The sequence below is a fragment of the Methylocystis sp. genome, from assembly GCF_051061285.1.
Classification (GTDB): domain Bacteria; phylum Pseudomonadota; class Alphaproteobacteria; order Rhizobiales; family Beijerinckiaceae; genus Methylocystis.
In genome coordinates this window covers 63128-83075 of the sequence record NZ_JBPFEA010000034.1, presented here as the reverse complement: position 1 = coordinate 83075, position 19948 = coordinate 63128, and the positions used below count along the sequence as shown (strand labels likewise).

Genomic DNA, 19948 nt, shown 5'->3' with positions numbered 1-19948 from the left:
CGGCGCGCAGACGCCGACCGCAACGTTCGGTGCGCAAAACACATGCAAAGATCTCAATATCAGCTCGTTCAGCTAGCGGCAGCCTCACGATGAAGCCTCTTGAAAATAAAAGTAACGCTCTAACAATAGCGGGCTTTATTCATCACTATTTTATTTACATTGTAGGAGCTTCCTACTTTGCAGCCGCGCTTTGGCCAACGGCCGGCCTGAAGATTCGCAGCGTAGAATTCACTCCGCTCGATCTCTTCGCGGTGAAGCTGCATGTTTCGCCGCCAACGATCATGTTGGCGCTCCTGCTTTTCAACGCAGGGCTCTCCGCCAGGACCGCCGACATCAAAAACCTGCTGGGCCGGCCGACCCTCTTGGCGTCCGGGTTGGCGGCCAATATTCTCGTGCCGCTCGCATTTATCGCCGCGATAAGCGGCACGCTCTTGTTTTGGCACAATCCCCAAGAGGTTCAACAGATCCTGGTTGGGCTCGCGCTTATCGCATCCATGCCAATTGCGGGCGCTTCGACGGCTTGGTCGCAAAATGCGAATGGCAATCTCGCGCTCAGCCTCTCACTCGTGCTGCTCACGACGCTGCTCAGTCCGATACTGACGCCGCTTGTTCTGCATGGAGTCGGCTATGTGACGATCGGGGACTATTCCGAAGACCTCCACGAACTCGCCTCCGGCGGCGCATTCGCTTTTCTCGGCGCATGGGTAATCCTGCCGACGGTTTTAGGACTCGCGATCAATAGGGTCATGGGGCAAGAGGGCGTCGGCGCGGCAAGTCCTTACCTGAAGATCATCAATATGATCGTCCTGGCGCTGCTCAATTATTCGAACGCCGCGTTGTCCTTGCCGAACGTCGTCGCCCACCCGGACTTGGATTTTTTGGCGGCGATTCTGGCGATCGTCGGCGGCTTATGCCTCGTTATGTTCGCGGCTGGCTACGGTCTCGCCCGGGCCTTGGACGCCACTCGGGCGGACACAGCTTCGATGATGTTCGGTCTCGGCATGAATAACAACGGCACGGCGCTGGTGCTTGCCTCCACGGCCCTTGCCGAGCATCCGCAAGTGATGCTGCCGGTCATCCTCTATAACCTTGTCCAGCATTTTGCTGCGTCTCTCGTCGATCGCGCGGTGTCGCGATAGCGCTGAGCGAAACCCGCGCGCATGCTCATGACGCGTCCCATTGCTTGGGCCACTCTTCCCGCAGCCGGCCGCCGAGCCGCACCGGCGAGATCATGGTCGCCAGCCCGTCAGCGCCGATTTCGGCCGCCACGCCGCAGAAGGTCGCCTCGCCATTCGCCGGCTCATAGCGCGCGCCGGGCGTCTTGCGCAGGAAGCGGCGAAGCGGCTCCTCCTTGTCCATGCCGACGACGGAGTCGTAATCGCCGGTCATGCCCGCGTCGGTCTGATAGCCGGTGCCTCCCGGCAGAATCTGCGCGTCGGCGGTCGGCGTATGCGTATGCGAGCCGACCACCACGGACGCGCGGCCGTCGACGAAATGCGCCATCGCCATTTTCTCGCTCGACGCCTCGGCGTGCATGTCGATAAAAATGGCGTCGCATCCGACGCCAAGCGGGCAGGCGCCCAGCTCGCGCTCAATGGCGGCGAAAGGATCGTCGAGCGCGTCCATGAACACCCGGCCGATCGGATTGACGACGAGCACCTGCTGCCCGCGCGCCGCCGTATAGAGGCCGGCGCCGCGTCCCGGCGTCCCCGGCGGATAATTGACCGGGCGCAGCAGCCGCGGCTGGCGCTCGATGAAAACCAGCGCCTCGCGCTGATCGAAGGCGTGATTGCCGAGCGTGACGCAATCGACGCCAAGGCCGAGCATTTCCTCACAAATGGCTTCGGTGATGCCAAAGCCTCCGGCGGCGTTCTCGCCATTGGCGACGACGAAGTCGAGCGCCCATTTTTCGCGCAGCCGGGGGACGAAGCGCGATACGGCCGCGCGGCCCGAACGGCCCAGAACGTCGCCGATGAAGAGAAAGCGGAGCGGCGCGGATGTCGACATAGGGCCTCATAGCCCGCGCGCGCCGCGAGAGCAAAGCGGATCTAAGCTTGCGCGACGATGCGGCGTTTCATAACTGGAGCCGGCTGATGTAACATCAGATTCCATTGCGAGCCCCGCCAAAAATGCAAGACGCCGCCGAACGCCCCGCCGTCCTGACGCAAAAAGACGCGCCGGCGCGGCCTTACGTCGTTTTCGAAGACGGCCGCAGCGACGGACAGGCGCTGCTGTTCGAGGAGCCGGAGGAGATCATCGTCGCGCGCGCGGCGAAAGACGTCGCGGCGGCGTTCGAACGCATGGAGGCGGCGACAAGGCGCGGCCTCTATCTCGCCGGCTACGCCGGCTACGAGCTCGGCTATGCGCTGGAGCCCAAATTCGCCGCGCAAGCGACGCCCGACGCGCTTACGCCGCTGCTCCTCTTCGGCGCGTTTCGGGCGCCGCGGCCCTGGTCGCTGCCGCCGGCCGAGAGCGCGGCGCCGAACATTGCGCTTTCCCCTGCCTGGACTCAGGAGGAGTACACGCAGCGATTCAACACATGCCGAGACTATATTTTCGCCGGCGACGTTTATCAGATCAATCTCACCTTCCCGCTGTACGGACGCTATGACGGCGATGCGCTTGCGCTGTATCGCGGTCTGCGCAAGCGCCAGCCGGTCGCTTATGGCGGCGTCGTCGCGCTGGAAGCCGAAACCGTCGTGTCGCTCTCGCCGGAAGTCTTCTTCGAGGCGCAGGACCGCGACATTCGCGCCCGCCCGATGAAAGGCACCGCGCAGCGCGGCGTGATGCCGACCGAAGACATGGCGCGCGCCCAATATCTCGTCGAAGACGAAAAATCGCGCGCCGAAAATCTGATGATCGTCGATCTTCTTCGAAACGATCTGTCGCGCCTCGCCGTCGTCGGCACGGTGAAAGTGACGGATCTTTTCACCATCCAAACCTATCCGACGCTGCATCAGATGACGTCGGGCATCGAGGCGCGGCTGCGCGACGACGTGACGCTGAAGGATCTGTTCACCGGGCTCTTCCCTTGCGGCTCGGTGACCGGCGCGCCCAAGATCCGCGCGATGGAGATCATCCGCGACCTCGAATGCGCGGCGCGCGGCGTCTATTGCGGGGCGCTCGGCGTCATCGCGCCAGACGGCGACATTCGCTTTAATGTCGCGATCCGCACGCTGACGATCTTTCCGGGCGGCGACCTCGTCTGCAATGTGGGCTCCGCCATCGTCGCCGATTCCCGCGCGCGCGAAGAGTATGAGGAATGTCTGATCAAGGCGCGCTTCCTGACCGGCGCGAGAACGACTTCGGCCTGATCGAAACGCTGCGGTGGACGCGCGGCGAAGGCTTTCATCTGCTCCCTGAACATCTCGCGCGGCTCGCCGCTTCGAGCGCCGCGCTCGGCTTCGCCCATGACGAGGCGCGTATCCGCGACGCGCTGAACGCCGCTGTCGCGGGGGCGTCGAGCGGGCGTCTTCGCGTGCGGCTGGTCCTTGCGCGCGACGGAACGATCGAAACCAGCGTCACGCCGATCGAGCCGATTCCGAGCGATACCGTCTGGCGCGTCGCCGTCACGAAACGGCGCTTTGCCTCCGCCGATCCGCTGTTGCGGCACAAGACGACGCGCCGCGCGCTTTACGAGGACCCGCTCGCTGAAGCGGCCGAGCGCTACGGGGCCGACGAAGTTCTCTTTCAAAACGAGCGTGACGAGCTGTGCGAAGCGGCGCGCTGCAACCTCTTTGTCCCCCGGGACGAGATTTTGCTGACTCCGCCGCTCTCCTGCGGACTGCTGCCGGGAACGCTGCGCGCCGCGCTCATCGCGCAAGGACGCGCCCGCGAGTCGATCCAGCGCCTTGAAGATATTTCAGGGTCCGAGTTTTTTCTCGGCAACTCGGTGCGCGGCCTCGTTCGCGCGCGGCTCGTCGAGTGAGGTTCCGCCGACAACTCGTCATTGCGAGGAGCGAAGCGACGAAGCAATCCAGGGGCCGCTTCACGGCTCTGGATTGCTTCGCTTCGCTCGCAATGACGACTGACTACGTCGTCTACGTCTGTCCCGGCTTCAGCCGATAGAAAATATGCCTGCCGATGACATCCATCTTTCTGAGCGCGCGGGCCCAGCGCGGATGGGCGTAATTGGCGTGATAATGCGTCGAACGGCCGACGTCGGAGATGTAGGTTCGACCAACCATGACCTCCTTGGCGACGCGCACCGCCTGCTCCCAGGCGTCGCCTTCGGTGATGCGGAGCGATTTGCCCTCGCAGGCGAAGGAGAACTGGCAGCCACGATAGTGGCGCCGGTTCTGATAGACGACGCCGCAAACGCTCGACGGATAGAGGCCGCTCTGGACACGGTTGAGCACGACCTGCGCGACGGCGGCCTGCCCCGCCTCGGGCTCGCTGCGGGCCTCGAAATAAACCGCTTCCGCCAGGCAGCGGGCCTCGCGGCCAAGCTTTTCCGGATCGATCGAGGCGGCATAATCCGGACGTGACGCGCTCAACGCCTTGTCTGGCGTCGACAGCGCCAGCGTCGCGCCGGGGAAGGACGACACTTCGATGGGCACGGCGTCCGGCTGCGCCGGCGTCGACGACCCCAGCGCGACGGCGCGCGGCGTCTGCGGGGATGCGCCATGTAGGGCGCGTTCGGTCTGCGCCTCCCGCGCAACGTCGCGGGGCGCGTCGGCCCCGGTCGGCGTCGAGATCGACGAACTCTGCGCCGGCGAGGCTGCCGCCATCGACTTTTGCGTCGTCGCCGGCTCTGGCGCGGCGCCCGAATCCGCCTCTTCGAGCGCTTCGTCGCCTGGGGTTTTGCCGCGCGGCGCAAGCGGCGTCGCCGTCGGCCGCGTCGACTTGCCCTCAAGGCCGAAGGACAGCGGCGGCGACTCGCTCAGCCCTAAATTCGCCGGCTGCGGCCGGCGGGTCTCGAAACCGGGCCGCATGGCGACCACCGGATCGCCCTTATGCCGCCGATCGACCTGGGGAAAATGCTTCACATCGGGCTTGAGATCGACATGCGGCTCGCGCTCGTCGGGAGCTGCGCCCTCCTCCGGGCCGCCGACGATGAGACGCGCCTGCTGGATTTGGGCGCGCGTTTGGCCATAGAACCCGTAATCGCCGCTCGCCGCCTCGCTGAAGCCGAGCGTCAGCGCCCCCGGCGCGCGCGCCGCGAGCGGAGAAACGCGCCAATCGGCGACGGGGTCCTGCCCGGCGACCGCGGTGAAGGAGACCAGCACGCCGACGCCGAGCGCCCAGGGCGCCGTTACGCTAAAGACCCAGGGCGCAACCCCTCTGCGCACGATACGCGTTCTCGACTGACGACGCATAGACTGATCCATGTGCGACGGCGCGTCTGGCAAGGCGCCGCGATTTGCGCCGCGCCGCCCCGGATGCGATCCTTCGTAAAATCTTATCGTTCATTAGCCTTGCGGAACCGTTGCCGCCGCGGCGCCGCCATCGTGCCAGAATGACGCAACGGCGATCATTCGCCGATCAGATGCAGCGCGACTTCGCGCCTGTGCGGCCGCCGGCGGTGCTCGAAAAGAAAGACGCCCTGCCAAGTTCCCAGCGCCAGCGCGCCGCCAATGAGGGGGATCGAGAGCTGCGTCTGGGTGAGCGCGGCGCGGATATGCGCCGGCATGTCGTCGGCGCCTTCCGTATCATGGGCGTAATCCACGCCTTCGGGGGCGAGCCTTGCGAAGACGGCTTCGAGATCGCGCAGCACGGTGGGATCGGCGTTTTCCTGAATGAGCAGCGACGCGGAGGTGTGGCGACAGAACGCCGTCGCCAGCCCCTGCGTCATCCGCGCGCCGCGGGCAAAGTCGCGGACGGCCTCGGTAAATTCGTAAAATCCGCGCCCGGATGTGTCGATCCGCAGGATTCGGCTCGTTTGTCGCATGGAGCGAATGTGCGAAAGCGCATGGGAAAGTCCAGTCCCGCAGGCTTTTTTGAACGCTTGTCTTGATTGCGCGCAAAGGTTAAGCGCGGCGTAAGGATGGAAGCTGAAATGTCCGAATTGATCGATACGCTGATGAGCTGGGCTGCGTCGGATACGGGAAAGACGATCGGCGGGGCGGCGCTGACGGCGCTCGCCTGGGCCGAAGCGTCGACGGTCGTCGGCGCCGCTTACATGAAGCGGATGATCCCGCTGCGCATCACGGCGATGCTTGGCAATGTGCTGGGCGTGACCTTGGGGCTCATCATCGCCAGCCCGCCGACGATCGCCAAACATGCCATCAACCTGCCGCTCAACTTCACCCGCATGCGCGAAATGCGCAAGCTCATCGCCAGCGTGCGCGAAGCCAACGGCAGCGATTTGAACATCGAATGGCTGAAGCCCTTCATGCATCCGCGCACGCTGCGCCGCGGCGAAGCGGTCTTCATGAAGGGCGACGCAGCCGACGAGGCCTTCGTCGTCGTCGAAGGACGCGTCGAAATCGTCGAACGCGGCGCGATTCTCGCGCCCGGCGCAATTTTCGGCGAGATGGCGCTATTTACGACCAACGGCAAACGCACCGCGACGGCGCGCTGCATCGATGACGTCAGTCTGCTCGTCATCACCTATGAGCAGTTCGAACAGCTGTATTTTCAAAACCCCGAGTTCGGCCTGTATCTCGTGCGGCTGATCGTGCGCCGCTTCGAGATGAACCACCGCGAGGAAGAGCTGGAGAGCGCGTGAGAGGCGCGGCGCAGCGCGCGCGGCGCCTCTCCTGCGTCATGCCCGCGCTTGTCGCGGGCATCCACGCCGGGACGTTCCGCAATGGCTGCAAGGCGCATGCAATGTCGACACGTGGATGGCCGGGACAAGCCCGGCCATGACGGCGTAACGGCGACTCGCAGGGGGCCTGCGTTGTCTCCTTAGCAGGGGGTCGCCCGCTCTCTAGGCGATTACGCCGTGCTCACGGCCTTCTCGCCGAGCGCCGCCTGGGCGGCGGCGAGCCGCGCGATCGGCACGCGGAACGGCGAACAGGACACATAGTCGAAGCCGATCTTGTCGAAGAAGGCGACGGAAACCGGATCGCCGCCATGCTCGCCGCAGACGCCGAGCGTGATCGTCGGGTTCGCGGCGCGGGCGCGTTTGCAGCCGAGCTCGACCAGCTCGCCGACGCCTTCCTGATCGATCGTCACGAAGGGGTCGGCCGGCAGCAGCCCCTTTTCGACATAGGCGTTGAGGAAGGAGCCCGAATCGTCGCGCGAAATGCCGAGCGTCGTTTGCGTCAGGTCGTTGGTGCCGAAGGAGAAGAAATCCGCCGATGGCGCGATGTCGCCGGCGCGCAGCGCCGCGCGCGGCAGTTCGATCATGGTGCCGACGTGATAATTCGGCCTGATCCCGGTCTCGTCCTCGACAAGCTTCGCCATTTCGGCGACGCGCGCCTTGACGAGATCGAGTTCGGCGCGGGCGAAGACGAGCGGCGCCATGATCTCGATGTCGACCGGTTCGCCCGTCGAAAGACTGGCTTCGATCGCCGCCTCAAAGATCGCGCGCGCCTGCATGTCGACGATCTCGGGGAAGATGACGGCGAGCCGCACGCCGCGAAAGCCGAGCATCGGATTGAATTCGGAAAGCTGCGCGGCGCGGCGGCGCAGCTTCACCGGATCGGCGCCCATCGCCTTCGCCACGGCGGCGATCTCGGCATCCGAATGCGGCAGGAATTCATGCAGCGGCGGATCGAGCAGACGGATCGTCACCGGCAGGCCCGACATGATCTCGAACAGCTGTTTGAAGTCCTCGCGCTGCATCGGCAGCAGTTTCGCCAGCGCGAGGCGGCGGCCCTCAGTGTCGTCGGCGAGAATCATCTCGCGCACCGCGACGATGCGCTCGCCTTCGAAAAACATATGCTCGGTGCGCGCGAGGCCAATGCCTTCGGCGCCGAAACGGCGGGCGGCGCGCGCGTCTGACGGCGTTTCGGCATTGGCGCGGATTTTCAGACGCCGCTTCTGATCCGCCCAGGACATCAGCACGGCGAATTCGCCAGTGAGCTCGGGCCGCTGCATCTTCACTTCGCCGGCGATCACCTGCCCGGCCGAGCCGTCGATGGTGATGCGGTCGCCCTTGCCGAAACGCTTGCCGGCGACGGTAAAGCTCTGGTCCTCGTAGTCGATGCGCAGCGCGCCGGCGCCGGTGACGCAGGGCTTGCCCATGCCGCGCGCCACGACGGCGGCGTGCGAGGTCATGCCGCCGCGCGCGGTGAGAATGCCTTCCGCCCCATGCATGCCGCCGATGTCTTCGGGACTCGTCTCGATGCGCACGAGGATGATCTTGCGGCCGTTCGAGGCGAGCTTCGCGGCTTCTTCCGGGTCGAAGACGATTTCGCCGACAGCCGCGCCGGGCGAGGCGGGGAGACCCGTGGCGAGAATATTGCGCTTCGCCGCGGGATCGATCGTCGGATGCAGCAATTGTTCGAGCGACTGCGGCTCGACGCGCGTGATCGCCTCATCCTTGCCGATGAGGCCTTCGCGCGCCATGTCGACCGCGAGTTTCAGCGCCGCGCGCGCGGTGCGTTTGCCGACGCGCGTCTGCAGCATCCATAATTTCCCGCGCTCGACCGTGAACTCCATGTCCTGCATGTCGCGGAAATGGCGTTCGAGCTTGTCGGCGTAGCCCTTGAATTCGGCGAAGATCGCCGGCATCGCCGCTTCGAGCGAGATTTTCTCGAAGCCGGAGGCGTGGCTCGCGGACTGGGCGATCGGCTGCGGCGTGCGAATGCCGGCGACGACGTCTTCGCCCTGCGCATTGATGAGATATTCGCCGTAGAGTTCGCGCACGCCAGTCGAAGGGTTGCGCGTGAAGGCGACGCCGGTCGCCGACTGCGCGCCCATATTGCCAAACACCATCGCCTGAATACTGACCGCGGTGCCCCAGCTTTCGGGAATGTTGTGCAGGCCGCGATAGACGATGGCGCGATTATTCATCCAGGACGAAAACACCGCCTTGATCGCGCCCCACAATTGCTCGCGCGGATCCTGTGGGAAGCTCTTGCCGGCGGCCTGTTCGACGATCGCCTTGTATTGCGCGGCGACCTTGCGCCAATCGTCGGCCGTCAGCTGCGTATCGAGCGCGAAGCCCTTGCTCTCCTTGATTCTCTCCAGCGCTTCCTCGAACTGGTGATGTTCGACGCCGAGCACGACGCTAGAATACATTTCGATGAAGCGTCGGTAGCAGTCCCAGGCGAAGCGTTCGTCGCCGGAGTTGCGCGCGACCGTTTCGACTGTCGCGTCGTTGAGACCGAGATTGAGCACCGTGTCCATCATCCCGGGCATTGAGGCGCGGGCGCCCGAACGCACCGAGACGAGCAGCGGCTGCTGCGGGTCTTCGAAGGCGTGCCCGGCGACGCGGCCGATATCGGCAAGCGCCGCGTCGACCTGCCCGGCGAGATCGGCGGGAAAGGTCTTGCCGTTGGCGTAAAAATAGGCGCAGACCTCGGTGGTGATGGTGAAGCCGGGCGGCACTGGCAGTCCGAGCGCCGCCATTTCAGCGAGATTGGCCCCTTTGCCGCCCAAAAGCTCTTTCATCGACGCCGATCCCTCGGACCGACCGGCGCTGAAACTATACACCCACTTGGTCATACCTATTTCGTCCGGCGAGAGAGGCGGGCGCGGGACGCGCCGCGCCCTGGCGGTCTTGGGCGCTTCCGGCCGCGCCTCGGCGGCCGACGACGCCCCGCCTGCGCGGATCATCAAGCGCGCCGGAAGTTACGCTCAAATGACGCGCGTCCACAAGTTGGCGCATGACTCCTCAGGCGCTATTTTGGCCAGCGAGCGAAGAAATCCAGCCGAGGTCGCACGGTGATGAAAAGCGAACAGGATGACGCGCCGCGTCCCGCGGCTTTCGAGATCGGCCAGCCGCTCGATCTGCTGTCCGTCGCCGAACTCGATGAACGCATCGAGCGACTGCGGCTAGAGATCGCCCGGCTCGAGGCCAAGCGCGCGGAGAAACAGGCGGCGAGCGCGGCGGCGGAAGCGTTCTTCAGGAAATGAGCGGTGACAGTAGGACGTATCCCGCTCCTGCGCCGACGCGCTGGTCGCCAGGCTCGAGCATCCGCGGTCACCGTTGACGCAGGCCCTACCCCGTCGCTTACAGACCCGCAGCGATCTCTCTCAAATTCTGCCGGGAGGACTGGGGCTGGGTCTAAAGCCGCGATCATAGCGGGGGAAAGCCTCCATATCCCACTTTCCTCCTCCACAAGCTGAAAGGGTTGCCAGCAGGAGGAGCACGAATCCTATGTGAAGACGTCTCATGTATATCACTTCATAGATGGGTAATTGAATCTTGCTTAACTCAGAACGGCTTGCTCCACTTTACGGCGCATCCCGCCAACGCTGACACAGCAAGAGTAATTATAACCGCTTTGACTAACCACAAATAATACCTATCCATCGGAAAGCCCAAAGTTGAGAAAGGCCAATGCAAAGTGCCGAAGCGGAGCTTTACTGTCAAGAAAATTGAGCGCATCGCGCTGACTTGGCTCGGATAGAGCGTCCCTAGCATTCTCCATCGTGCGCTTGACAAATTCCGCGCACCCGTGTGCTTGTCGCGCGAAACGCAGCGTTTCGCGCGCCGACGCCTTACTGCCTCCAGAGAGATAAAATGCATCGCTACCGTTCGCATAATTGTGGCGCGCCTAATGAGGCGCTCGTCGGCCAGAAAATCCGCCTTTCCGGCTGGTGCCATCGCATCCGCGATCACGGCGGCGTGCTGTTTATCGACCTGCGCGACCATTACGGCCTGACGCAATGCGTCGTCGACCCCGATTCGCCCGCCTTCGCGCAGGCGGAGAAACTGCGCTCCGAATGGGTGGTGCGGCTCGACGGCGAGGTGCGGAAGCGCCCCGCCGGCACCGAAAATCCCGACATGCCGACAGGACAGGTCGAGGTTTACGTCAACGAAATCGAGGTGTTGGGCGCCGCCGCCGAACTGCCGCTGCCGGTCTTCGGCGACCAGCCATATCCCGAGGACACGCGGCTCAAATATCGCTTCATCGACCTGCGTCGCGAGAAGCTGCACGAGAACATCATGCTGCGCGGCCGTATCGTCGATTCGATCCGCATGCGCATGAAGCAGGCGGGCTTCTTCGAGTTCCAGACGCCGATCCTGACCGCCTCCTCGCCCGAGGGCGCGCGCGACTTTCTCGTGCCCTCGCGCCTGCATCCAGGAAAATTCTACGCGCTGCCGCAGGCGCCGCAACAGTTCAAGCAGCTCATCATGGTCGCCGGCTTCGATCGCTATTTCCAGATCGCGCCCTGCTTTCGCGACGAGGACGCGCGCGCCGACCGCTCGCCGGGCGAGTTCTACCAGCTCGACGTCGAGATGAGCTTTGTGACGCAGGAAGACGTGTTCGGCGCGATCGAGCCGGTGCTGCGCGGCTTGTTCGAGGAATTCGCCAACGGCAAGGCGGTCACGCAGAAATTTCCGCGCATTTCCTTCCGCGAGTCGATGCTCAAATATGGCACCGACAAGCCGGATCTGCGCAACCCGCTGCTCATCGCCGACGTGTCGGAGGAATTCGCCCGCGAGGACGTGAGCTTCAAGGCGTTCAAAGGCAAGACCGTGCGCGCCATCCCCGCGCCGGGCGCCGCCGCGCAGCCGCGCAGCTTCTTCGACAAATTGAACGACTGGGCGCGCAGCGAAGGCGCGCCGGGCCTCGGCTATGTGATCTTTGAGGAAGAAGGCGGCGCGCTCGCCGGCAAGGGCCCGATCGCGAAATTCATTCCCGCGGAGGCGCAGGCCGCGATCGCCGCCAAGGCGGGCGTCAAGGCGGGCGACGCGGTGTTCTTCTCCGCCGGAGAAGAGACCGCCGCCGCAAGGCTCGCCGGCATGGCGCGGCTACGCATCGGCGACGAACTCGGCATATCGAAGAAAGACGTCTTCGAATTCTGCTGGATCGTCGATTTCCCGATGTACGAGTGGAACGAGGACGAGAAGAAGGTCGACTTCTCGCACAATCCCTTCTCGATGCCGCAAGGGGGCATGGAGGCGCTGGAAAGTCAGGACCCGCTCACCATCCTCGCCTACCAATATGATATCGTCTGCAACGGCGTGGAATTATCGTCCGGCGCGATCCGGAACCATCGTCCCGACGTCATGAAGAAAGCGTTCGAGATCGCCGGCTATGGCGAAGATGTGCTGATCGAGAAATTCGGCGGCATGTATCGCGCCTTCCAATATGGCGCGCCGCCGCATGGCGGCATCGCGCCGGGGGTCGATCGCATCGTCATGCTGCTCGCCGAAGAGGAAAACCTGCGCGAAGTGACGCTGTTCCCGATGAATCAGCGCGCCGAGGATTTGCTGATGGGCGCGCCGTCGGAAGCGACGATGAAGCATCTGCGCGAACTGCACATCAGGCTGAATTTGCCGGAGACCAAGGCGTAAGCGACAGTCGCCAAGGCGCGCGTTGCGGAGTTGAAGACTTGTACAGCGCGCGGCAAAAAGAAATTCTCGCGGCGATCGCGCAAGGACTGAACTTACCTCAACATTCGTCGCATGTTCATGTCGATCAGACGCTTGGCTATGTCGACTCGCCGATCGAGGTTCATGACTTCGCCGTCGCGCTGATGGGCGCGATCGGCGCAACAATCGCCTCGATCGGCGAGAGTCGCGGCCTCGGCGCGCAGCAGGTGCGAATCGATCGGCGGCACGCGGGCCTGCTGTTCAACGAGATCGCCTATTTCTTTCAAGGCGGCTGGCAATTCGACATCAGCGCCGTGCATACGGCGGTGAATAATTTCTATCGCACCCGCGATGGACGGCGCATCTTTTTCAATGGCGCCTATCAGCATCTGCGCGACGGCATATTGCGCTATCTCGACTGCCCAAACGAGCGCGAAGCCATCGCCAAAGCCGTTGCGCGTTTCGATGCGCAGGCGCTGGAGGACGAACTTTCGGCGCTCGGCTTCTGCGCGGCGACCCTGCGCAGCCCTGAAGAGTGGCGCGCGCATCCGCAAGGCCGCGCGATCGGCGATACGCCGCCGATCGAGCTTGTGCGGCAGGGCGACGCGGCGCCCGTTCCTTTCACGCCTGCCGTCGCGCGGCCGCTCGAGCGGCTCCGCGTGCTCGATTTCACGCATGTCGTCGCCGGGCCGACGATCGGCAAACTGCTGGCGGAGCATGGCGCCGACGTCATTCACTGTCGCAACCCCTATCTCGACCATATTCTCGGCTTCGACATCGACACGTCCTTCGGCAAGAAGACCGCCTATATCGACTTGCGCGCCGACGCTGATCGCGCCCGCGCGCTCGATCTCATTCGCGACTGCGACGTTTTCGTGCAGGGATTTCGCTGGGGATCGCTGGCGAAGCGAGGATTCGGGCCGCAGGAGTTGTGGCGGATCAACCCGCGCCTGATCTACGTCGAGGTCAACGCTTACGGTTTTCAGGGTCCCTGGGCCGAGCGGCGCGGTTGGGAGCAGCTCGCTCAGGCGGCGACCGGCCTCGCCGCCACGCACAGTGCTGAACTTGGCGAGCCGGCGCTCATTCCCGCCTATTTCAATGATTACGGTTCAGGCTGCCTCGGCGCGCTCGGCGTTCTTTCCGCTCTACTGCGCCGCGCAGAGGAAGGCGGCCGCTGGATCGTTCGTGTGTCGCTCGCCAGGACGGCCATGCTCGGCATGCGTTTCGCCGCCAACGCGGAAGCGCCCGTTCCCATCAGCCAGGACGATCTCAATCATTATCTGGTCGATCAGGACTCCCCGCTCGGTCTGTTGACGAGGGTTGCGCCGGCGATTCACTTGGAGAAAACCCCACCCTATGTGGATCGCGCCGGAAGCTTTCCAGGCTCCTCAACGCTCGACATCGGGTGGGGACCTGATGCTATCGCGCCACACGCGCCGCCGCACCGGCCAGCGTCGATCTTCCGGCGCGGCGTCGCGCATATGCGCGGGCGGCAAATCCTATGACTGCCGAACGGCGGCGTTAATACACGCCGCGCCTGTGGCTGCGGGTGTTATCGCGCGTGTTGTAACGTCCGCTGCCATAATACCCGCCACGGCCGTTTTCGAGCTCCTTGCTGGTCATCTTGAAATTCTGATCGAACGTCAGATCGTATTTTTTGCCGCCCCGACACCTGGCGTCGTCGACTTCAAATCTTCCATCGTCGAATTCCATCTTGCCCCCCGAACAGCCCATGTCCTTCATCGCCGATCGGATGCTTGATTTCTCCTGACGGGTGAGCCGACGGTCGGCCTGGGCCGGCGTCGCCGCCATGCCGACGAGCCCGAGAAGCGCGATGCACGTCACCAGAATACGCATGTTGAACCCTTTCTCTTGCAGCCGGAACGAAGCCGCGGCTGCGCCATGCCGCCCCAAAAGGCGAGCGATCTGCGGCCATATGAGGCGCCAGCCGCTATCGGAAAGGGGGTCGATTGAATGTTTCCGGCCCTCCGCCTTGCCTCCCGTGGCGCGGTCCCCTATAAGCGCCGCGGCGCCTGCGTTTCCGACACCCCTGGAGGCGAAGCAGCGCCTTTTCTTTTGATTTAAAGGACACCGACATGGCCGAGACCAAGAAGCTCGCGGCCACGGTGCGCAGCGGGACAGGCAAGGGGGCCGCCCGCAGCGTTCGCCGTGAGGGCCGTATACCAGCAGTGCTCTATGGCGGCGGCGAAGCGCCGCAGCCGCTCTCGCTCGAAAAGAAGAGTCTCTCTCAACTGATCTTCGCCGGGCACTTCCTCACGACGATCTTCGAGCTCGACATCGACGGCAAGAAGGAGCGCGCCATCCCGCGCGACTATCAGCTTGACGTCATCAAAGACACGCCGATGCATGTGGATTTCCTGCGCCTGAAGCCGGGTTCGCGGCTGCGCGTGCAAGTGCCGGTGCATTTCACCAACCAGGAAGCGGCGCCTGGCATCAAGCGCGGCGGCGCGCTCAACATCGTCTATCACACGGTGGAGATGTGGGTGCCTGCCGACAATATTCCGGAGGCCATCACCGCCGACCTGACGGGCATGGACTTCAACGATTCGCTGCATATTTCGGCGATTCCGCTGCCGGAGGGCTGCAAGCCCACGAATCCCGACAAGAATTTCACCGTCGCGAGCCTAACGCCGCCCGCTGGCGGCGGCGCCGAGGAGGCTCCGGTCGCCGCAGCAGCGCCTGCGGCCGCTCCCGCCAAGGAAGAAAAGAAGAAGTAAACGCTGCGAAGCTTACCGTGATAATGGCCGGGTTCGCCCGGCCATTTTTATGTCAGAGGCTCACATGCTGCTCCTTGTCGGACTCGGCAATCCCGGACGCGCCTACGCCAAGAACCGGCACAATATCGGCTTTATGGCGCTCGAAGCGATCGCCAAGCGACACGGCTTTCCACAAGCGCGGGCGCGCTTCCAGGGCCTCGTCAGCGAAGGGGCGATCGGCGGCGAAAAGGTCATGCTGCTGCAGCCGCAGACCTATATGAACGAGAGCGGCCGTTCGGTCGGCGAAGCCGCGCGTTTTCACAAGATTGGCCTCGATGAGATCGTCGTCCTTCACGACGAACTCGATCTCGCGCCAGCCAAATGCCGGATCAAGACCGGCGGCGGCGTCGCGGGCCACAACGGGCTGCGCTCGATCACCGCGCATATCGGCAATGACTATAAGCGGCTGCGGCTCGGCATCGGCCACCCCGGCGATAAGGCGCTGGTCCATGCTTATGTGCTCAGCGATTTCGCCAAGAGCGAGGAGCCCTGGGTGGCTGCGCTCTGCGAGGCGATCGCCGAAAACGCCGGACTGCTCGTCAAGGGCGACGACGCCGGGCTGCAGAACCGGCTGCATCTGGCCCTCGACGCGAAGGGCTTTGGCGCGGTGAAGCGCGTCGGCGCGCAATAGGCCAGGCTCGTTCGCGCCACACGTCCCCTTCGACAAAAGCGCTGAAGACGCACACGGTGGGGACTTTCACAAAATCCCGCAAGCGCCTATATTCAATCTGCCGTCGCTTGCGTCGGCTATGGCGATAAACGAACACCGTAATAAACCATTCGGACCCGGGGGCGGTACCCGGCGCCTCCACCAAAGCCCGTCCGCGCGGCGGGTTTTGGCGGGGGCGAAATAGGATTGACGAGGGTGTAAAGGGTGATTTTTTGCTCGGCATGATACCGCCGTTATCGGGTCAAACTTATAGTTGCCAACGACAACTATGCTCCGGTGGCCGTCGCCGCGTAATGCGGCGCCCAAACTGGGAATTAAGCCCTAGGGGTTAGCACTTCTAGGCGGGGTCAGGAGGCGCCTGGCAACAGAAGCCTCCACTTCAATTTTCTCGCGCCGCGCCGCCGTGATGCAAGCGCGGCAGGCATGGCGGTCGGAAACAGTAGCCGGTCGACCATACGGATGGCAGTCTGGCGCGACGCGATGGCTAAAGACATTATTCGCTACGATCTTCTCGTTCAGGACGCCATGCGCGGCGTCATGCGCAAAGTGCTGGGCGACGTCGCCGAGAGCGGCTATCTGCCCGGCGATCATCACTTCACCATCAGCTTCCGCACCGACGCGCCGGGCGTCACGATTTCGCGCCGCCTCGCCGAACAATGGCCGAGCGAGCTGACGATCATCCTGCAGCATCAATGGTCGAATCTGGAAGTCGACGAAGAAGGTTTCGGCGTCACCCTGTCGTTCCGCTCGGTCGCCGAGCATCTCTACGTGCCCTTCTCGGCGGTCACCGGCTTTTTCGATCCCGCCGTCGAATTCGGCCTGCGCTTTGAGAGCGCCGAAGACGCGCTTGAGGAAGACGAAGAGGAGGACGCGCCCTCCCCGGGACCAAGTCTTGTCGCGAAAACGCCGGACCCGGTAAAGGCATTCAAGCCGGCCAAGGTCGATCCCGCCAAAGCAGAGCCGAACAAGACGCCGAGCGCCGATAAGCCAAGAAAACTTAAGCCGGTCGAAGCGAAGGAAGACGGCGACGACAAGATCGTCTCGATCGACGCCTTCCGCAAAAAGCCCTGATGGGCGAGATCGTCAATCTGCGGCGCGCGCGCAAACAACGCGACCGCCGCGTTAAGGACGACGCCGCGCAAGCGAAGCGCGCAGCCTTCGGGCGCAGCAAATCCGAGCGGGAGCTGACCGCCGCGCAGGCGCAGCTGGAAAGCGCCAGACTTGAGGCGCATCGGCGCGAGCGGGAAGCGGACGATCCGGCGTGAGCGAGGCGCAGGCGCCTCAGGACGCCAGTTCCCGCCGAGTCGTCAAGCATTCGGTCGTCATCGCCGGCCATCGCACCAGCGTCTCTCTTGAAGACGCCTTCTGGCGCGCGCTGAAGGACATCGCCGCGCAGGAAGACGTGTCGCTCCCGGCGCTCATCGCGCGGGTGGATGCGGGGCGCGGAGAGGCGAATCTCTCGTCGGCGCTGAGAGTGTTCGTGCTGGAGCGGGCGCTGGAATTACACCCTCCCCTGGAGGGGGAGGGTCGGCCTGCGAAGCAGGCCGGGGTGGGGTGAACTGCCGCCACACTTACGTTTCTCACCCCCTCCCGCTCGCCTGCGGCGAGCGACCTCCCCCCTCAAGGGGGAGGTGAAAGCGCTGCAATCTCGTGATTCGCCTTCCGTTCTCCTATATGATTGAAGAATCATGAAGAGCCCTCCGCCCGAGATCGACGATTACGCGCCGCAGACGGGCGGGCTTGCCGCCCGCGCCGCGGCGAGCGCCGGACGGCCGCGCTATCTCGACGCGCTCAACCCCGAGCAGCGCGCCGCCGTCGAAACGCTCGATGGGCCGGTGCTCGTGCTCGCCGGCGCCGGCACCGGCAAGACGCGCGCCCTGACGACGCGCATCGGCCACATCCTGGCGCTCGGCAAGGCCCGCGCCTATGAAATCCTCGCCGTCACCTTCACCAATAAGGCGGCGCGCGAGATGCGCCAGCGCGTGGAAGCGCTCGTCGGCGAGGGCGCGCAGGCCATGCAATGGCTCGGCACGTTTCACGCGATCAGCGCCAAGATTCTGCGCCGACACGCCGAACTCGTCGGGCTGAAGCCCAACTTCACCATTCTCGACACGGATGATCAGATCCGCCTCTTGAAGCAGGTGCTGCGCGCGGAGAACATCGACGACAAGCGCTGGCCGGCGCGCGCGCTCGCCATGCGCATCGATGGCTGGAAGAACCGCGGCTTGACGCCGGCGCAGGTTCCCGCCGGCGACGCCGAGAGCTTCGCCAACGGCAAAGGCGCGGCGCTTTACGCGCTCTATCAGGAGCGGCTCAAGGTCTTGAACGCCGTCGACTTCGGCGACCTCTTGATGGAGAGCCTGCGGCTCTTTCGCGACAATCCGGATGTGCTCGCCGATTATCAACGGCGCTTCAAATATATTCTGGTCGACGAATATCAGGACACCAATATCGCGCAATATCTGTGGCTGCGGCTGATCTCGCAGCGGGCGCCGGGAAAACAAAATCTCTGCTGCGTCGGCGACGACGATCAGAGCGTCTATGGCTGGCGCGGCGCCGAGGTCGAGAACATCCTGCGTTTCGAGCAGGATTTTCCCGGCGCCAAGGTCATCCGCCTGGAGCGCAACTACCGCTCGACCGGACATATTCTCGCCGCCGCCTCGCATCTCATCTCGCATAATGAAGGCCGGCTCGGCAAAATGCTGTTCACCGATGGCGGCGAGGGCGAAAAGCCGACGCTCACCGGCGTCTGGGACAGCCAGGAAGAAGCGCGCAGCATCGGCGAGGACATCGAGCAGCTGAGCCGCAAGAACCATTCGCTCGAAGAGATCGCCATTCTCGTGCGCGCGTCGTTTCAGATGCGCGAATTCGAAGAGCGCTTCGTCGAGATCGGCCTGCCCTATCGCGTCATCGGCGGCCCGCGCTTTTACGAGCGGCTCGAAATTCGCGACGCGCTCGCCTATCTGCGCTGCGTCGCGCAGCCGGCCGACGATCTCGCCTTCGAGCGCATCATCAATACGCCCAAACGCGGCCTCGGCGACGCGACGCTGCAGATGCTGCATGAATATGCGCGGCGCGAAGCCATTCCGCTGATGCAGGCGGCGCGCGTTCTTGTCGAAAGCGAGGAGCTGAAGCCGAAGCCCCGCGGCGCGCTGCGCGGCCTCATCGGCGATTTCGACCGCTGGCGCACGCTGATCGATTCAAAGCCGCAGCATGAGCTTGCCGAGCAGGTGCTCGATGAATCCGGCTACACGGAGATGTGGCGTTCGGACAAGACGCCAGAGGCCACCGGGCGGCTCGACAATTTGAAAGAGCTTGTCCGGGCGATGGAGGCCTTTCCCGACCTTGAGTCCTTCCTCGAACATGTGTCGCTCGTCATGGAGGCCGACAGCGCCGTCGATCAGGAGCGCGTGTCGATCATGACGCTGCACGGCGCCAAGGGCCTCGAGTTCGAGACCGTCTATCTCCCCGGCTGGGAGGAAGGGCTGTTTCCGAGCCAGCGCACGCTCGACGAACAGGGACGCGCCGGCCTCGAGGAAGAGCGCCGCCTCGCCTATGTCGGCCTGACGCGCGCCAAGCGCCGCGCCAAGATCTATTTCGCCAGCAACCGGCGTATTCACGGGCTGTGGCAAGCGACCGTGCCGTCGCGCTTCATCGACAATCTGCCGACGGACAATGTCGAGGTGGTCGAGGCGCCGAGCGGCTCGCAATATGGCTCCTATGGCGTCTCGCGCTTCGCCAATCTCGACGTCTATGGCTCCGACTATTCGACGCCCGGATGGAAGCGCGCGCAGGCGACGCGGGGCGACGCCGGGCGCGGCGAGATGCGCGGCGCACGCGGCAAGCAGCCCGTGACGATCGAGGGCGAAGTGATCGCCCGCTCGTCCGGCGGTTCGCACTTTTCAGTGGGCGCGCGGGTGTTTCACTTGAAGTTCGGGCCTGGCTCCGTGGCGGCGGTCGACGGCAATAAGCTCACGGTCGATTTCGACAAGGCCGGCAGGAAGATGGTGTTGGAGAGTTTTGTGCAGGCGGGGTGAGCGAACCTGGAGTTAGCTGGCACAGGGTGAAACACGCTGCATTCCGGCGATTTTTATTCCTGACGTGCTATGAATGCACTGACGA

At 64.1% G+C, this 19948-nt stretch carries 18 protein-coding genes and 1 other RNA gene; 14 read left to right on the top strand and 5 right to left on the bottom strand.

What is annotated here, in order from left to right:
• Window positions 1–89 precede the first annotated feature (89 nt).
• A complete protein-coding gene (locus tag ACR65T_RS12740) occupies window positions 90–1139 on the top strand; it encodes a bile acid:sodium symporter family protein (RefSeq protein ID WP_434496830.1) in 1050 nt (349 codons plus the stop codon).
• 25 nt (window positions 1140–1164) lie between these two features.
• Here the strand turns inward: ACR65T_RS12740 and ACR65T_RS12735 are convergent, their stop codons facing one another.
• On the bottom strand, window positions 1165–2007 hold the full coding sequence (locus ACR65T_RS12735) for a TIGR00282 family metallophosphoesterase (protein WP_434496829.1): 843 nt from the start codon (window positions 2005–2007) through the stop codon (window positions 1165–1167).
• A gap of 122 nt (window positions 2008–2129) precedes the next feature.
• Between ACR65T_RS12735 and ACR65T_RS12730 the strand changes: the two genes are divergently transcribed.
• Both ACR65T_RS12730 and ACR65T_RS12725 read left to right on the top strand, forming a co-directional pair.
• The gene (locus ACR65T_RS12730; RefSeq protein ID WP_434496828.1) at window positions 2130–3314 is read left to right on the top strand and encodes an aminodeoxychorismate synthase component I; all 1185 of its coding nucleotides are present in this window, start codon (window positions 2130–2132) and stop codon (window positions 3312–3314) included.
• On the top strand, window positions 3263–3928 hold the full coding sequence (locus ACR65T_RS12725; protein ID WP_434496827.1) for an aminotransferase class IV: 666 nt from the start codon (window positions 3263–3265) through the stop codon (window positions 3926–3928). The genes ACR65T_RS12730 and ACR65T_RS12725 overlap by 52 nt, the downstream gene beginning before the upstream one ends.
• Before the next feature lie 112 nt (window positions 3929–4040).
• Here the strand turns inward: ACR65T_RS12725 and ACR65T_RS12720 are convergent, their stop codons facing one another.
• Together ACR65T_RS12720 and ACR65T_RS12715 are read right to left on the bottom strand one after the other, a co-directional pair.
• Window positions 4041–5318, bottom strand: a complete 1278-nt coding sequence (locus ACR65T_RS12720) for a cell wall hydrolase (RefSeq protein WP_434496826.1) — start codon at window positions 5316–5318, stop codon at window positions 4041–4043.
• Window positions 5319–5473: 155 nt separating this feature from the next.
• Window positions 5474–5890, bottom strand: a complete 417-nt coding sequence (locus tag ACR65T_RS12715; protein WP_434496825.1) for a secondary thiamine-phosphate synthase enzyme YjbQ — start codon at window positions 5888–5890, stop codon at window positions 5474–5476.
• 108 nt (window positions 5891–5998) lie between these two features.
• On the opposite strand from ACR65T_RS12715, the gene ACR65T_RS12710 reads away from it, so the two are divergent.
• Window positions 5999–6670, top strand: a complete 672-nt coding sequence (locus tag ACR65T_RS12710; protein ID WP_434496824.1) for a Crp/Fnr family transcriptional regulator — start codon at window positions 5999–6001, stop codon at window positions 6668–6670.
• 209 nt (window positions 6671–6879) lie between these two features.
• Here the strand turns inward: ACR65T_RS12710 and ppdK are convergent, their stop codons facing one another.
• A complete protein-coding gene (gene ppdK, locus ACR65T_RS12705) occupies window positions 6880–9558 on the bottom strand; it encodes a pyruvate, phosphate dikinase (RefSeq protein ID WP_434496823.1) in 2679 nt (892 codons plus the stop codon).
• A 222-nt stretch (window positions 9559–9780) separates the two neighbouring features.
• On the opposite strand from ppdK, the gene ACR65T_RS12700 reads away from it, so the two are divergent.
• The 3 genes from ACR65T_RS12700 (at window position 9781) to ACR65T_RS12690 (ending at window position 13884) form a co-directional block, all read left to right on the top strand.
• Window positions 9781–9969, top strand: coding sequence for a DUF1192 domain-containing protein (locus ACR65T_RS12700; RefSeq protein ID WP_256033660.1), 189 nt, complete (start codon window positions 9781–9783; stop codon window positions 9967–9969).
• A 610-nt stretch (window positions 9970–10579) separates the two neighbouring features.
• Window positions 10580–12361 (top strand): aspartate--tRNA ligase, encoded by a 1782-nt coding sequence (aspS, locus tag ACR65T_RS12695; protein WP_434496822.1) that lies wholly within the window; start codon window positions 10580–10582, stop codon window positions 12359–12361.
• A 38-nt stretch (window positions 12362–12399) separates the two neighbouring features.
• Complete coding sequence (locus ACR65T_RS12690; protein WP_434496821.1) at window positions 12400–13884, top strand: CoA transferase; 1485 nt, start codon at window positions 12400–12402, stop codon at window positions 13882–13884.
• 16 nt (window positions 13885–13900) lie between these two features.
• On the opposite strand, the gene ACR65T_RS12685 is transcribed toward ACR65T_RS12690, so the two are convergent.
• Complete coding sequence (locus ACR65T_RS12685; RefSeq protein WP_434496820.1) at window positions 13901–14236, bottom strand: PepSY domain-containing protein; 336 nt, start codon at window positions 14234–14236, stop codon at window positions 13901–13903.
• 239 nt (window positions 14237–14475) lie between these two features.
• Here ACR65T_RS12685 and ACR65T_RS12680 point away from each other — a divergent pair, with 239 nt between their 5' ends.
• The 7 genes from ACR65T_RS12680 (at window position 14476) to ACR65T_RS12650 (ending at window position 19863) form a co-directional block, all read left to right on the top strand.
• Window positions 14476–15117, top strand: a complete 642-nt coding sequence (locus ACR65T_RS12680) for a 50S ribosomal protein L25/general stress protein Ctc (RefSeq protein WP_434496819.1) — start codon at window positions 14476–14478, stop codon at window positions 15115–15117.
• A gap of 64 nt (window positions 15118–15181) precedes the next feature.
• A complete protein-coding gene (pth, locus tag ACR65T_RS12675; protein WP_434496818.1) occupies window positions 15182–15787 on the top strand; it encodes an aminoacyl-tRNA hydrolase in 606 nt (201 codons plus the stop codon).
• 60 nt (window positions 15788–15847) lie between these two features.
• Window positions 15848–16205, top strand: a transfer-messenger RNA (tmRNA) gene (gene ssrA / locus ACR65T_RS12670).
• 101 nt (window positions 16206–16306) lie between these two features.
• Window positions 16307–16897, top strand: a complete 591-nt coding sequence (locus tag ACR65T_RS12665; RefSeq protein ID WP_434496817.1) for an SspB family protein — start codon at window positions 16307–16309, stop codon at window positions 16895–16897.
• On the top strand, window positions 16897–17091 hold the full coding sequence (locus tag ACR65T_RS12660; protein ID WP_434496816.1) for a DUF4169 family protein: 195 nt from the start codon (window positions 16897–16899) through the stop codon (window positions 17089–17091). Before ACR65T_RS12665 ends, ACR65T_RS12660 begins: the two co-directional genes overlap by 1 nt.
• On the top strand, window positions 17088–17384 hold the full coding sequence (locus ACR65T_RS12655; protein ID WP_434496815.1) for a ribbon-helix-helix domain-containing protein: 297 nt from the start codon (window positions 17088–17090) through the stop codon (window positions 17382–17384). The genes ACR65T_RS12660 and ACR65T_RS12655 overlap by 4 nt, the downstream gene beginning before the upstream one ends.
• A gap of 130 nt (window positions 17385–17514) precedes the next feature.
• A complete protein-coding gene (locus tag ACR65T_RS12650) occupies window positions 17515–19863 on the top strand; it encodes an ATP-dependent helicase (RefSeq protein WP_434496814.1) in 2349 nt (782 codons plus the stop codon).
• Window positions 19864–19948: the final 85 nt, after the last annotated feature.